This window comes from Salinimonas marina (assembly GCF_015644725.1).
Lineage (GTDB): Bacteria > Pseudomonadota > Gammaproteobacteria > Enterobacterales > Alteromonadaceae > Alteromonas.
In genome coordinates, this window is record NZ_CP064795.1 from 3,056,278 (window position 1) to 3,069,363 (window position 13,086).

17 protein-coding genes are annotated in these 13,086 nt (G+C 49.7%); 12 read left to right on the forward strand and 5 right to left on the reverse strand.

All coding sequences use genetic code 11. The features are described from left to right. Positions 1–16 precede the first annotated feature (16 nt). Genes IT774_RS13690 through mlaF form a run of 5 tightly spaced genes read right to left on the reverse strand, consistent with a single transcriptional unit; the run spans position 17 to position 3,083 of the window. Positions 17–325 (reverse strand): STAS domain-containing protein, encoded by a 309-nt coding sequence (locus IT774_RS13690; protein WP_195810256.1) that lies wholly within the window; start codon positions 323–325, stop codon positions 17–19. Beyond that, entirely contained in the window at positions 322–981 is a 660-nt protein-coding gene (locus IT774_RS13695) for an MlaC/ttg2D family ABC transporter substrate-binding protein (RefSeq protein ID WP_195810257.1), read from the reverse strand. Before IT774_RS13695 ends, IT774_RS13690 begins: the two co-directional genes overlap by 4 nt. Before the next feature lie 45 nt (positions 982–1,026). After that, positions 1,027–1,500: an outer membrane lipid asymmetry maintenance protein MlaD gene (gene mlaD, locus IT774_RS13700; protein WP_195810258.1), complete on the reverse strand. Its 474-nt coding sequence runs from the start codon at positions 1,498–1,500 to the stop codon at positions 1,027–1,029. 9 nt (positions 1,501–1,509) lie between these two features. Further along, positions 1,510–2,286: a lipid asymmetry maintenance ABC transporter permease subunit MlaE gene (gene mlaE, locus IT774_RS13705; RefSeq protein ID WP_195810259.1), complete on the reverse strand. Its 777-nt coding sequence runs from the start codon at positions 2,284–2,286 to the stop codon at positions 1,510–1,512. Further along, positions 2,283–3,083 (reverse strand): phospholipid ABC transporter ATP-binding protein MlaF, encoded by an 801-nt coding sequence (gene mlaF / locus IT774_RS13710; RefSeq protein WP_195810260.1) that lies wholly within the window; start codon positions 3,081–3,083, stop codon positions 2,283–2,285. Before mlaF ends, mlaE begins: the two co-directional genes overlap by 4 nt. A gap of 657 nt (positions 3,084–3,740) precedes the next feature. Between mlaF and IT774_RS13715 the strand changes: the two genes are divergently transcribed. From IT774_RS13715 to mgtE, 12 genes are all read left to right on the forward strand, one after another. After that, a complete protein-coding gene (locus tag IT774_RS13715) occupies positions 3,741–4,697 on the forward strand; it encodes a calcium/sodium antiporter (RefSeq protein ID WP_195810261.1) in 957 nt (318 codons plus the stop codon). Positions 4,698–4,708: 11 nt separating this feature from the next. Continuing rightward, positions 4,709–5,677 carry a KpsF/GutQ family sugar-phosphate isomerase gene (locus tag IT774_RS13720; RefSeq protein ID WP_195810262.1) on the forward strand — a complete coding sequence of 323 codons (969 nt, stop codon included), beginning with the start codon at positions 4,709–4,711 and terminating at the stop codon, positions 5,675–5,677. Next, on the forward strand, positions 5,677–6,231 hold the full coding sequence (gene kdsC / locus IT774_RS13725) for a 3-deoxy-manno-octulosonate-8-phosphatase KdsC (protein WP_195810263.1): 555 nt from the start codon (positions 5,677–5,679) through the stop codon (positions 6,229–6,231). The genes IT774_RS13720 and kdsC overlap by 1 nt, the downstream gene beginning before the upstream one ends. Beyond that, a complete protein-coding gene (lptC, locus tag IT774_RS13730; protein WP_232364998.1) occupies positions 6,228–6,791 on the forward strand; it encodes an LPS export ABC transporter periplasmic protein LptC in 564 nt (187 codons plus the stop codon). The genes kdsC and lptC overlap by 4 nt, the downstream gene beginning before the upstream one ends. Then, complete coding sequence (gene lptA, locus IT774_RS13735) at positions 6,760–7,338, forward strand: lipopolysaccharide transport periplasmic protein LptA (RefSeq protein WP_195810264.1); 579 nt, start codon at positions 6,760–6,762, stop codon at positions 7,336–7,338. Before lptC ends, lptA begins: the two co-directional genes overlap by 32 nt. A gap of 2 nt (positions 7,339–7,340) precedes the next feature. Continuing rightward, on the forward strand, positions 7,341–8,066 hold the full coding sequence (gene lptB, locus IT774_RS13740; RefSeq protein WP_195810265.1) for an LPS export ABC transporter ATP-binding protein: 726 nt from the start codon (positions 7,341–7,343) through the stop codon (positions 8,064–8,066). Between the two features lie 80 nt (positions 8,067–8,146). Then, complete coding sequence (locus IT774_RS13745; protein WP_195810266.1) at positions 8,147–9,631, forward strand: RNA polymerase factor sigma-54; 1,485 nt, start codon at positions 8,147–8,149, stop codon at positions 9,629–9,631. 31 nt (positions 9,632–9,662) lie between these two features. Further along, the gene (gene hpf / locus IT774_RS13750; RefSeq protein WP_195810267.1) at positions 9,663–9,950 is read left to right on the forward strand and encodes a ribosome hibernation promoting factor; all 288 of its coding nucleotides are present in this window, start codon (positions 9,663–9,665) and stop codon (positions 9,948–9,950) included. Between the two features lie 9 nt (positions 9,951–9,959). Then, positions 9,960–10,403, forward strand: coding sequence for a PTS IIA-like nitrogen regulatory protein PtsN (gene ptsN, locus IT774_RS13755; RefSeq protein ID WP_195810268.1), 444 nt, complete (start codon positions 9,960–9,962; stop codon positions 10,401–10,403). Positions 10,404–10,439: 36 nt separating this feature from the next. Continuing rightward, the gene (gene rapZ / locus IT774_RS13760; RefSeq protein ID WP_195810269.1) at positions 10,440–11,288 is read left to right on the forward strand and encodes an RNase adapter RapZ; all 849 of its coding nucleotides are present in this window, start codon (positions 10,440–10,442) and stop codon (positions 11,286–11,288) included. Continuing rightward, positions 11,285–11,557, forward strand: a complete 273-nt coding sequence (locus IT774_RS13765; protein WP_195810270.1) for an HPr family phosphocarrier protein — start codon at positions 11,285–11,287, stop codon at positions 11,555–11,557. The genes rapZ and IT774_RS13765 overlap by 4 nt, the downstream gene beginning before the upstream one ends. Positions 11,558–11,716: 159 nt before the next feature. Then, on the forward strand, positions 11,717–13,075 hold the full coding sequence (mgtE, locus tag IT774_RS13770) for a magnesium transporter (protein WP_195810271.1): 1,359 nt from the start codon (positions 11,717–11,719) through the stop codon (positions 13,073–13,075). Positions 13,076–13,086: the final 11 nt, after the last annotated feature.

The following is a 13,086-nucleotide window of genomic DNA, read 5'->3' on the forward strand; positions in this document are numbered from 1 at the left end:
TTTAATGAAATAAGAATTATTCTACAGGCAAAAGGCGATCCACGTCGCTAATTTTAGCCAGCTTCATAAGTTTGTCTGGTAGATCAGTCAGGGTCACGGCAATATTGTGGGCTTTTGCATCGCGAATAGCATTGATAAGCCAGGCCAGCCCGGCACTGTCCACTCGCTCAACATCCGCCAAATCAAAGACGCTGGTCTTAGCCTGCTGCAGTTGTGCCTGTTGTTTGTCAGTCAACAATGACCACCAGTTTTTACTAAGCGTATCACGGTCAAGGTTACCATGGATACTTACCACTGATTGTTCACTGACTTGAAACAGACTCACGCCGGTCCCTGCTTTTCATCCATTTCTTTTTTCATTTCCAATGGATTGTCGATTTTTTCACGCATCAGCTCAATCACTTTATCAATGCTTTGCTGACGGATAATGGATTCAAATTCACTACGCTTGCTGTCGAGCATGCTGATGCCTTCAGCGACCATATCAAAAGCTTTCCATTCGTTGGTTTTGTTGCTCTTGCGTACTTTAAATGCCACTTTGATTTCAGGGCGGTTCGGGTCTTTAATGATGGCCCGTACCACCACATAAGTGCTGTCGCCTACATCAGAAGCTGGCTCAAAAACCACTTCCTGATTGTCATAATAGCTCATCGCGACCGCATAGGTAGTGATCAGATACTCACGAAACACCTGTACAAAAGTAGACAACTTTTCACGGGGGACCGAGGCGGCATGCTTGCCTAACACTTTAAAAGCAGCAAACTGATAATCGGTGTACGGCAGCAGCTCTTCTTTCATAATGGTTCGCAGCTGTTCCGGATTGTCCTTCAATGATGACTGATTGTTTTTGATGCGGTCAAATGTCTGGTTGGCCACCTGCTCAATCATTTTATACGGATTTTCTTCATTTACTTCCTGGGCATTTACTGAACCTGCAATTAGCATGGTCGCCATCCCAATCAGGGCAATTAATTTTTTCACACATCTCTCCTAAAAATTACGAATACGGGGTGTTTGCCGGCAAGGTTATTCTTCATCCTTGCCACGGCTAAACAAAAACTGACCAATTAAATCTTCAAGTACCAGCGCCGACTTGGTGTCTTGCAGATAATCACCGTCCTGCAAATTGGCAATACCGTCGAAAGAAAAGCCTGGCTGAAACCCAACATACTGCTCCCCCAATAATCCTGAGGTCAGAATCGATACCGAGCTGGTTTCAGGAAACTCACGGTATTTATTCAAAATGCTGAGCTCGACCACCGGCGTGTAGTCTTTTTTGTCTAACGAAATTGAGGTAACACGGCCAATGGTCACGCCACCTACCTTCACGGCCGAACGCTCTTTTAAGCCACCGATATTGTCGAATTTAGCGTATAGGGTGTACGTATCGCTCTGGGTCGCCATTGTTTGGTTGGCCACTTTTAATGCCAGCAACATCAGCGCACCAATGGTAAATAAGACGAACACTCCAACCATGAGTTCCGCTTTATACTTGTTCATTTTGTTCCCCTACTCAATTCCGAACATCAGGGCGGTCAGAATGAAATCCAGCCCCAGTACTGCCAACGACGAATACACCACGGTTTGCGTGGTTGCTTTGCTGATTCCTTCTGAGGTGGGCGTACAATCATACCCTTTAAATATGGCAATCCAGGTCACAACCAGGGCAAATACCAGGCTTTTGATAATCCCGTTTACCACATCGTTGCCAAACTCTACCGATGACTGCATCAGTGACCAGTAGCTACCTGCATCCACGCCCAGCCAGTCAACCCCGACCAGGTGGCCGCCTAAAATGCCAACCGAGCTGAAAATAATTGCCAGCATCGGCATTGACACAAACCCGGCCCAGAAACGTGGCGACACCACTCTTCGCAGCGGGTCCACCGCCATCATTTCCAGACTGGACAATTGTTCGGTGGCTTTCATCAGGCCGATTTCGGCCGTAAGTGCCGAGCCTGCCCGACCCGCAAACAGTAAGGCCGTAACCACCGGCCCTAATTCTCTTAACAACGACAGCGCTACCATCGGGCCAAGACTGCCTTCTGCGCCATAATCCACCAATATGGTATAACCCTGCAGGGCCATTACCATGCCGATGAATAATCCTGACACCACAATAATTAACAGAGACTGAACCCCGACCACATAGATTTGCTGTAGCGTGAGCGGCACATTCTTAAGTCGGGGCAGCGCGAAGATGGCTCCGAACAACATCAGCCCCGCCCGGCCAATGGACGACACTCTGGCGATGGCGCCTGCACCTAATGCCTGAATCGGATTCATAATTTTTCTCCAAACAACGCTTTGTCTAACGCGTCCGCCGGATAATGAAAGGGCACCGGGCCATCGGCTTCGCCTTGCAAAAACTGCTGAACCAGTGGCGAGTCGCTGTTGCGAATTTGCTCGGCGGAGCCTTCACCAATGATTTTCTGATCGGCCAGAATATAGACATAATCGGCAATGGTGAGCACCTCCTTCACATCATGGGTTACCACAATACTGGTCACCCCCAACGCATCGTTTAGCTGACGAATCAGTTTTACCAGCACTCCCATCGAGATCGGATCCTGTCCGGCAAATGGCTCGTCGTACATAATCAAATCCGGGTCCAGCGCAATGGCACGCGCTAACGCAGCACGCCGGGCCATGCCGCCGGAAAGCTCACTGGGCATCATTTTTGCCGCTCCGCGCAGACCGACCGCCTGCAGCTTTAACGCCACAATGGTATCGATGATATCGCTGTCCAGGCGGGTGTGTTCTTTGAGCGGAAACGCCACATTCTGATGCACCGTCATATCGGTAAACAACGCACCACTTTGAAACAGCATGCTCATGCGGCGACGGGTTTCATACAACTTGCTGCGGCTCATTGCCACAATGGACTCGCCGGCAAAGCGAATATCGCCGGAGTCCGGGGTCAACTGACCACCAATCAAGCGCAATAAGGTGGTTTTACCAATACCGCTGGGGCCCATGACCGCAGTGATCTTACCTTTGGGCACTTTAAGCGAGATATCGTTATAAATGACCCGGTCGCTACGACTGAACGTCATATTGTCTATATCGACTATATTATCCATACTAAAAAATCTGAGGGATCCTTAACGAGAGCTGACGCAGACATCACTGAAGTGACACCGCAAATGAGCAATAAAGTTTACTAAGCAGTGTAGTTTTATATTGTACGCTTTTTTCAAAATCCGTCCAAAAGGAAATAGTTACAGAGTATGTTCGATAATATCGAACAATTGCCGCCACCAATAATTTCCCCTACTACTGCTTCGGTGACGTGTTCAACAAGCCAAAAGCTGTGGGCAGCCCGTGGTAATACTATGGTGGGTACCAGCAATGACCGCGCCAATCTCTGAAATATTACAAAATCGCAATATTGAATGACCTATTTATGATACCGCAGGTTGCACCCGAACTTCTGCAATATTGTGGAAAAAATATATGATTCATGTAGTTGTACTTTTTCCCAGCGTCTGCGAGCGCTCGAAGATGCTTAAACACTTTGATTGTGTTTACCGTCCGCCCGCCTCTGCCATATGTATCCTCACACCTGCATACCGGGTTACTGCCTCCCCATTTGAGTGGATAGCATTGGCAACGTGTAGATATTGCAAGACGCTCCCGGAATATGAATCTTTGATAAAAGTCGGCAAAAAACATAACCATAGGCAAAAGATGTAGATTCTGAGACAATCTTATAAAATTCCCAACCATTAAGATTACGCGTGCTGTTACAGGTTCTGATATTTGTTGCCGGACTGGGTGTACTGAGCTGGGGGGCTGACCGTTTTGTTTACGGCGCGTCTGCCCTGGCCAAGAACATCGGTATTTCCCCCATGATGATAGGCCTTACTATTGTGGCCATGGGCTCCTCCGCCCCCGAAATTGTGGTTGCTGCCATGGCGTCAGTCAATGGGGCCCCCAACACTGCGGTGGGTAACGCGTTAGGCTCGAACATCACAAATATTGGCCTGGTGCTGGCGATTACCGCATTGGTAAAGCCGCTGGTGGTGTCATCTACCACCCTAAAACGTGAAATGCCGGCGCTGATTGTAATCACGCTTATTGCCATGGCCTTTTTGTTTAACGGCCGCCTGGCTCATGTAGAGGGTCTGATTCTGTTTGGCATGTTTATCTTTGTGCTGGCAGGGATGGCATGGTTGTCACTGCATGTCGAAAAATCGGATCCGCTGATGGCCGAAACCGTGGACGAAATCCCTTCTGATGTAAACACCGGCCGGGCAGTACTCTGGATTGGCGTGGGTCTGGTGTTGTTGCCCCTGAGTGCGCATTTTATCGTGGATTCGGCGGTCTATATTGCTAAATATTTTGGGCTCAGTGATTTGGTCATTGGCCTGACCATTATTGCGTTGGGTACCAGCCTGCCAGAACTGGCGGCCAGTATTGCCGGGGTAATGAAAGGCGAGGACGATCTCGCGCTGGGTAATATTATCGGCTCTAACATCTTTAACCTGCTGGCGGTACTTAGTATGCCAGGGCTTATTGCCCCGGGGCTCATCGACCCTGATGTTTACAATCGCGACATGTACGTTATGTTTGGTTTAACAGCGCTGCTGTTTTTCTTTAGTTTCAGTATTATTGGTAAAAAACAAATTGGCCGACTGGAAGGCAGCTTATTGCTGGTGTGCTTTTTAGGGTACCAATTTTGGTTATTTGGGTGAGATAACACACCATGCATGAGACATTTTTAGCATCTGCACGCCGGGTGATTGCCATTGAAAACCGAGCCATTACGGCCCTGGCGGACCGGCTTGATGAAGCATTCGCCAAGGCTTGTGACTACTTGTATCACTGCCGTGGTAAGGTGGTGGTGTGTGGCATGGGCAAATCCGGCCACATTGGCAATAAAATTGCGGCGACCCTGGCCAGTACCGGCACTCCGTCTTTTTTTATGCATCCGGGAGAAGCCAATCATGGTGACCTGGGCATGCTTGGCAAGGAAGATGTATTGCTGGCGATCTCCAATTCTGGTGAAACCGCCGAGCTCATCAACCTGCTACCGGTGGTAAAACGCTTAAATGTTCCGGTTATTGCCATGACCAACAGCCAGCACAGTACCCTGGGCCAGCATGCCGATGTGGTGCTGGATATCAGTGTGGGCGAAGAAGCCTGCTCACTGGGGTTGGCGCCAACCTCAAGTACTACGGCCACCCTGGTGATGGGCGATGCGCTGGCCATTGCGCTGTTGGATGCACGGGGCTTTACCTCGGATGATTTTGCGCTCTCGCATCCGGGCGGCAGTCTGGGCCGTAAATTACTGCTTAAAGTTAAAGATATTATGCTGACTGCCCCGGATTTGCCGTTGGTGTCCCAACACGCCACCATTACCCAGGCACTGCTTGAAATCTCCAGCAAGGGGCTGGGCATGACCGGTATCACTGACAATACCGGCAAGCTTTGCGGGGTATTTACCGACGGCGATTTACGCCGGGTGTTAGACAGCAAAGCAGATATTCATACCCTGGCCATAGACCAGGTGATGACCCGCAATGGCAAAACCATTGGTCCGGAAGAGCTGGCCGTAGAAGCACTTAACACCATGGAGGCCTGTAGTATTACTGCCCTGATGGTGGTGGATGAAAACCGGCATCCGGTGGGCGCGTTTAATATGCACATGCTACTTAAAGCAGGAGTTTTATAATGCCTCATACCGTAACGCTGTATGGCATGTTGGAAGAAAAAAGTTTCAACCGTTTGAAAGAACTGAAGTTACTGGTTTGTGATGTGGATGGGGTTTTCTCTGACGGCCGCATTTACCTAGGTAACGATGGCGAAGAGCTCAAAGCCTTTCACACCCGGGATGGCTACGGATTGAAGGCGGTGGTAAAAAGTGGCATCCAAGTTGCTGTCATTACCGGGCGCAGCTCCTCCATTGTAAAAAACCGTATGGAGGCCCTGGGTGTGCAACATATTATTCAGGGCGAAGAAGACAAGGCCAGTGCCCTGCACGGCTTGTGCACCGAACTTGGACTGAGCCCGGCGCAGGTGGCGGCCATTGGCGATGATGTACCGGATTTGGGAATGTATCAATATGCCGACACCAAAATTGCGGTGCGGGACGCCCATCCGCAGGTCTGTGCTGCCGCCAATTGGGTTTTGACCAAACCCGGTGGGTTCGGCGCCGTGCGGGAGCTGTGCGATATTATTTTGCAGGCCCACGGTAAGCTTCAGCAAATTCATGGAGCCAGCGTGTGAGTCGCCTTGGGATCAGTATCGCGTCGCTGTTTATGCTGGTATTACTGGTGTATATGCCGGTATGGATGAGCGAGACCGACAACACCATTGGGCAGACTGAAGAAGATGTACTTAAACCGGCGTATACCGCCAAAAACATCACTACTACCTTGTATGACGATAGCGGGTCGCTGAATCATCGGGTGTTTGCGCAAACCATGGAACATTATGATCAGCTTGGCTTTGTATTGTTCCAAAAGCCTGAATATACGGTGTATCTGAACCAGGGACAGACCCCCTGGCAGGTCACGGCAAATGAGGGTACGCTGTATAATAATAATCTTATCGAGCTGGAGTCGAAAGTAAGGGTTCGTAATCTGCAATCAAATGAATTTGTGCGCACCATCGAAACCGACTTCATAAAAATAAATCTGGATGACAAAACGCTCTTTTCGGATCAGCCTGTGGTGATTCGCGGAACAGAATTTGTTGTAAACAGTAATGGCATAAAGGGCGACCTTAGCTCACAACAGTATGAGTTGATTGATCATGTACAGACAACGTTTTCCCCTGGCAGCTAGTCTGCTGGCAATATTGTGCTTTGCGACACCGGTTATGGCCGGCAGTGCTGATTTTCAAAAACCTATCACCGTGGATGCACGTACCCAGTCTATGGATGGCAAAAATAAAGTCACCCGCTTCAAAGACAATGTGCTGATTACCCAGGGCACCCTGACCATCGAAGCCGATGAGGTTGAGGTCAATGCCAAGCAGGGTGAAGGTAAAGAAATTATGATTGCCCGCGGCAAACCTGCCCGCTATTCCCAAACCATGGATGATGGCAGCAAGGTCACCGCCCAAGCCAATGAACTTCGCTATGAAGTGAATAAACGGACCATTTCCATGCGCGGTAATGCCCAGATAAAACAAAATAGCAGCATGGTCAGTGGCGACAGCATTACTTATGACATGATGAAAGAACAATTGATGGCGACCAGCAGTGACGGCAATGATGATAGCCGGGTCACCACCGTATTTCGTCCGCAGGCGGTAAAAAAATTAAGTGATGAGTCTGAGGACAAGCAGGGTGACACCGACGGTAAGAATGATACGCAAGGTGACAAATAAGTATGGCAACACTGACAGCCCGGAACCTGGCAAAATCGTATAAATCCCGACAGGTGGTACTGGATGTCAGTCTGTCGGTATCCACCGGTCAGATTGTGGGTTTGCTTGGCCCCAACGGCGCAGGTAAAACCACCACGTTTTACATGATTGTGGGCCTGGTCGCGCTGGATAAAGGCAAAATCACCATCGATGATAACGAACTCACGCATCAGCCGATGCATGAACGTGCCCGTCAGGGGATTGGCTACCTGCCGCAGGAAGCCTCTATTTTTCGAAAACTGACAGTTCACGAAAATATCATGGCGATTTTACAAACCCGCAGCGATTTGGATTCACAAAAACGTGAAGAAGAAGCTGATGCCCTACTTGATGAATTTAATATCAACCATATACGTAATAGTACTGGTATGAGTTTGTCCGGCGGCGAGCGTCGACGGGTGGAAATTGCCCGGGCACTGGCCGCTAATCCGCAGTTCATTCTGTTGGATGAACCATTTGCCGGTGTTGATCCAATCTCAGTCAATGATATAAAAAAGATTATTCAGCATTTACGTGACCGGGGCATTGGGATCCTCATTACCGACCATAACGTACGGGAAACCCTGGATGTATGTGAGGAAGCCTACATCGTTAGTCATGGAGAGCTCATCGCGCAAGGCAGTGCGGAGCAAGTATTAAGCAACCAGAAAGTGCGTGATGTATACCTTGGTGAACAATTCAAGCTATAGTGTGGGTATTAGGGATGATCTTATACCCGGTGTTTCACCGGAAAACTTACACATGCACCCGAGTTTAAAATAAGACGTAGATGAAACCATCTTTACAGCTAAAATTTAGTCAACAGTTAACTATGACCCCGCAACTGCAGCAGGCCATTCGGCTATTGCAGTTGTCGACACTCGACCTTCAGCAGGAGATTCAGGAAGCGCTGGACTCAAACCCTTTGCTGGAAGTAGATGAAAGTAGTGACAACGACGGGGCAGAGAAAAACAACCAGGACAGCAACAGCGATTCCGACAATATCGAGGCCTCCGCTACGGCCGGTGACAACATGGACTCTGGCGAAGCGCTGGAGAAAAATGATTTGCCGGACGAGCTGCCTATCGACAGCACCTGGGATGAGTATTATTCCGCCTCTTCAGCCCCGGCTCCGGGGCCTGGCAGTGACGAAGACCAGGTATTTCAGGGTGAAACCACTGATGACATTCAGGCTCACCTGCTGTGGCAAATGCGCCTCACCCACTTTTCAGAAACAGATCGCGCCATCGCGATGGCGATTATCGACTCAATTGATGAGTCAGGGTATCTGACTGTATCGGTGGAAGAAATTCTGCAAAGCGTGAACAGCGATGAAACCGAAGAGCCGGTGGAAGAAGATGAAGTGGAGTGTGTGTTAAAGCGCATCCAGTTGTTTGATCCTTTAGGTTCCGGCTCACGCACTCCCCAGGAATGTCTGCTGGTGCAATTACGCCAGTTTGCCCCTGATACCCCCTGGCTGGAAGAAGCCCGCAGCCTGATTGAGGATTACTCTGATTTACTGAGCAGTAAAGACTACCGCACCCTGATGCGCAAAAGTAAGCTCAAAGAAGATCAGCTGCGAGAGGCTATGCGGTTACTGCAAACCCTGAATCCTCGTCCTGGCAGTGCGCTGATCACCAAAGAACCTGAGTATGTGATTCCGGATGTGTCGGTAGCCAAAAAGAATGGCCGCTGGTCAGTAGAGCTAAATCCGGACAGTTTGCCAAAACTGAGCGTAAATCAACAATACGCTGCGATGAGCCGGCGGGCTCGCAACAGCAGTGATTCGCAGTTTATTCGTTCGCATATGCAGGAAGCAAAATGGTTTATCAAAAGCCTCGAGTCGCGTAATGATACGCTGCTGAAGGTGGCGAATTGTATTGTGCAGCAACAAATGGGCTTTTTTGAACATGGGCCCGAGATGATGAAGCCCATGGTGCTGAATGATGTTGCCGAGATGGTGGACATGCACGAATCAACGATTTCCCGGGTCACGACCCAGAAGTATATGCACACCCCTCGTGGTATCTTTGAGCTGAAATATTTCTTCTCAAGCCATGTGGCTACGGAGTCTGGCGGCGAGTGTTCTTCCACCGCCATACGGGCCCTGATTAAAAAGCTGGTGGCGGCTGAAACACCCAGCAAGCCACTTAGCGATAGCAAAATTGCAGATGTGTTGGCCGAGCAAGGAATAAAAGTTGCCCGGCGGACAATTGCAAAATATCGGGAATCGTTATCGATCCCACCGTCGAACCAACGCAAAAGCCTGATTTAATAAGGCTAGCTCACAATAAGGAAGGCGAACTATGCAAATCAATCTTACTGGTCATCATATTGAGATCACTGACTCTTTGCGTAATTATGTCGATACAAAATTCAGTAAGCTGGAGCGCCATTTTGACCATATTTCCAATGTTCATGTTATTTTGAACGTGGAAAAGATAACGCAGAAAGCGGAAGCTACGGTTCACCTAAGTGGAGCAGAAGTCTTTGCTTCGTCAGAAAATACCGATATGTATGCAGCCATTGATAGCATGGTCGATAAACTGGATAGGCAGGTTATCAAGCATAAGGAAAAACTGAAAAAACATTAGTCTGTCACTATGGATATACAAGCCATCATAAGCCTGGACCGCACAAAATGTGCGGTCCAGTGCAATAGTAAAAAGCGTATTCTGGAAGTCATCAGTGGCATCGCTTCTGACAACAATCCCGAAGTGGATGAAACTGCGGTCATGAACGCCCTGATGTCCCGGGAAAAAATGGGCAGCACCGGTATTGGTAACGGCATTGCGTTACCTCATGGCCGTTTACCGGGTCTGGACCGGGTGATTGCCATAGTGGTGACCAGTGATCCTGCCATCGATTTTGATGCCATTGACAACAAACCTGTAGATATTTTCTTTACCCTGCTGGTGCCAGAGGAACAAACCGAAGGTCACTTACAGACCCTGGCCATGGTCGCAGGGAAACTCAGCGACAAAGATACCGTAAAAGCCATTCGCCGGGCGCAAACAGGTGATGACATTTTCGCCGCTTTACAATAACATCCTTCGCTAACGCGTATATCATGGAGCAGCGCTTTGAAGCTTATTATTATCAGCGGTCGTTCCGGGTCTGGCAAGTCAGTAGCACTGCGGGCCCTGGAAGATTTGGGTTACTATTGTGTTGATAATATCCCGGTCAATTTACTGCCTGCCCTGACGCACTCGGTGTCAGAACAATTTGACCAGGTGGCAGTAAGCATTGATGTTCGAAATCTGCCTGAAGATCCTACCGAACTGGTTGAAATTCTCGATTACCTGCCCGAATCCTGGTCCATGACCATCGTTTATATTGATGCCAGTGATGATATTCTGGTGAAACGATTCAGCGAAACCCGCCGGTTACATCCATTGGCCCGGTTGAAAAAGTCGTTGGCCGAAGCGATCCATACTGAGCGGGAGCTACTGGCCCCCATCGCCGAGCGCGCTGACTTATACATTGATACTGACTCATTGTCGATTCATCAGTTGGCTGAGCTTATTCGTGAACGAATACTGGGTAAAAAAAGCTCCAGACTGGTGCTGGTATTTGAATCCTTTGGCTTTAAACACGGCATTCCTAAAGACGCTGATTATGTGTTTGACGCCCGCTTTTTACCTAATCCCCACTGGGAACCGGATTTGAAGCATTTAACCGGCCTGGACGGCCCGGTGGAAGTCTTTTTAGGCGCCCAGCCCATTGTCACCAAATTCATCTGGCAGATACAGAATCTGATCACCACCTGGTTACCGCACCTGGAGCGCAACAACCGCAGTTATGTGACCGTTGCTATCGGCTGCACCGGTGGTCAGCATCGCTCAGTATTTGTGTCAGAAACCCTGGCCAAAACATTCCGTGACATTCATCCGGATGTGCAGATACGTCATCGGGAGCTCAACAAAGAATGACCGTCGAAAAACAACTGACTATTGTGAATAAGCTGGGTTTGCATGCCCGCGCGGCGACGCAGCTGGTGCAACTGGCCAATCAGTTTGATGCCCAAATCACCCTGATAAAAGAAGAGAAAAGCGCCGAGGCCCATAGTGTGCTGGGGCTGATGATGCTGGAGAGCCATCAGGGTGAGCAGGTCAAAGTAGTGTGTGAAGGCCCGGATGCCGAAGCGGCCATGAGTGCTATCGAAGCGCTTATTGTCGGCAGATTTAACGAGGCAGAATAACCCGGGCGGCATGTCCACTGAAAGTGAGGTGGTATCGCCCTGGGTAAGTAGGTGCAGGTTTTCGCTGCAACCAGAATAAACAATGCGGGCGCGGTATCCGCTTAACCTGCTGGGGTTTGTTCTGCATCAGGATTATGTTTCCTTAATAAGGTTTTATTTGTGGCAGAAGCGCTAGAATCAAAATTTGCACAGAGCCAGCTTCGCACGCTGAATGCGGCGCTGGCGGATGGCCGTTTTGTGTCGGTGCGCAAGATGCTGCACGAGTTCCCCCCTTCTGATGTGGCACTTATTCTCGAATCCAGCCCCACCAAGACCCGGGATGAGCTGTGGGAGCTGATAGACGGTGATGCCCATGGCGATATCTTAGAGGAACTGTCTGAAGAAGTGCGCAACGGCATTATTTCTAAAATGATGCCACATAATGTTGTCGATGCCCTGGAAGAAATGGACACCGATGACCTGGCAGAAACTCTGAGCAGTCTGCCTGACGAAGTTCTGCGCGATATTTTACAGTCGATGGATACCCAGGATCGGCTACGGGCCGAACAGGCCTTGTCTTATGGCGAGGAAACCGCCGGCTTTATCATGAATACCGACACCATCACCCTGCGTCCCGATGTGAGCGTAGATGTGGTGTTGCGATATATCCGCCTGAAAGGCAACTTACCCGAAAATACCGATACCTTCTATGTGGTAAACCGTACCGATAATCTGGTGGGTTCGGTCCCCGTAGCGCGCTTACTCACCGCCGCCCCCGACGACAAAGTGGTAGAGGTTATGGATGAGGAAGCCCAGGCGATCCCGGTGAACATGCCTGATGATGAAGTTGCCAGCTTGTTTGAACGCTATAACTGGCTTTCAGCGCCGGTAGTGGACGATAATTATCGACTGGTAGGCCGTATTACCATTGATGACGTGGTGGACATTATCCGCGAAGATGCCGAACACTCTATGATGAGCATGGCCGGTCTGGATGATGAAGAAGATACTTTCGCCCCGGTATGGCAAAGTACTCAGCGCCGCTCGGTCTGGCTGGGGGTTAATCTGCTCACGGCGCTGCTGGCGGCTATGGTAAGCGATTTGTTTGAAGCCACTTTAAGTCAGCTGGCGGTGCTGGCGATATTAAATACCATCGTTCCCAGTATGGGCGGCGTGGCCGGTAACCAGACGCTGACCCTGGTGATTCGCGGGATGGCCCTGGGGCATGTAAACCCCAGTAGCTCGCGATGGCTGATAAGCAAAGAAATCGCCATCGGCTTTTTAAATGGCATGATTTGGGCAGTGCTGATTGCCACGGTCATTGCGCTGTGGAAACAAAACGTCATGCTGGGCGCGATTATCGCCTTTGCGATGATGATTAATATGCTGGCGGCCGCCATCGCCGGCGCCACCCTGCCTATTGTGATGAAAAAGCTGAAAATTGACCCTGCTCTGGCTGGCAGCGTTATTTTAACCACCATCACCGATGTGGTCGGGATCTTCGCCTTTCTGGGCACCGCGACCCTGTTTCTGGTATAGCTTGCCCTGCC

What these genes read in the sequence shown, in the direction of transcription:
- mlaD (WP_195810258.1), bottom strand. Translation starts at nt 1,500, where the DNA reads ATGAACAAGTATAAAGCGGAACTCATGGTTGGAGTGTTCGTCTTATTT.
- mlaE (WP_195810259.1), bottom strand. Translation starts at nt 2,286, where the DNA reads ATGAATCCGATTCAGGCATTAGGTGCAGGCGCCATCGCCAGAGTGTCG.
- mlaF (WP_195810260.1), bottom strand. Translation starts at nt 3,083, where the DNA reads ATGGATAATATAGTCGATATAGACAATATGACGTTCAGTCGTAGCGAC.
- IT774_RS13720 (WP_195810262.1), top strand. Translation starts at nt 4,709, where the DNA reads ATGCATGAGACATTTTTAGCATCTGCACGCCGGGTGATTGCCATTGAA.
- kdsC (WP_195810263.1), top strand. Translation starts at nt 5,677, where the DNA reads ATGCCTCATACCGTAACGCTGTATGGCATGTTGGAAGAAAAAAGTTTC.
- lptA (WP_195810264.1), top strand. Translation starts at nt 6,760, where the DNA reads ATGTACAGACAACGTTTTCCCCTGGCAGCTAGTCTGCTGGCAATATTG.
- lptB (WP_195810265.1), top strand. Translation starts at nt 7,341, where the DNA reads ATGGCAACACTGACAGCCCGGAACCTGGCAAAATCGTATAAATCCCGA.
- IT774_RS13745 (WP_195810266.1), top strand. Translation starts at nt 8,147, where the DNA reads ATGAAACCATCTTTACAGCTAAAATTTAGTCAACAGTTAACTATGACC.
- hpf (WP_195810267.1), top strand. Translation starts at nt 9,663, where the DNA reads ATGCAAATCAATCTTACTGGTCATCATATTGAGATCACTGACTCTTTG.
- ptsN (WP_195810268.1), top strand. Translation starts at nt 9,960, where the DNA reads ATGGATATACAAGCCATCATAAGCCTGGACCGCACAAAATGTGCGGTC.
- IT774_RS13765 (WP_195810270.1), top strand. Translation starts at nt 11,285, where the DNA reads ATGACCGTCGAAAAACAACTGACTATTGTGAATAAGCTGGGTTTGCAT.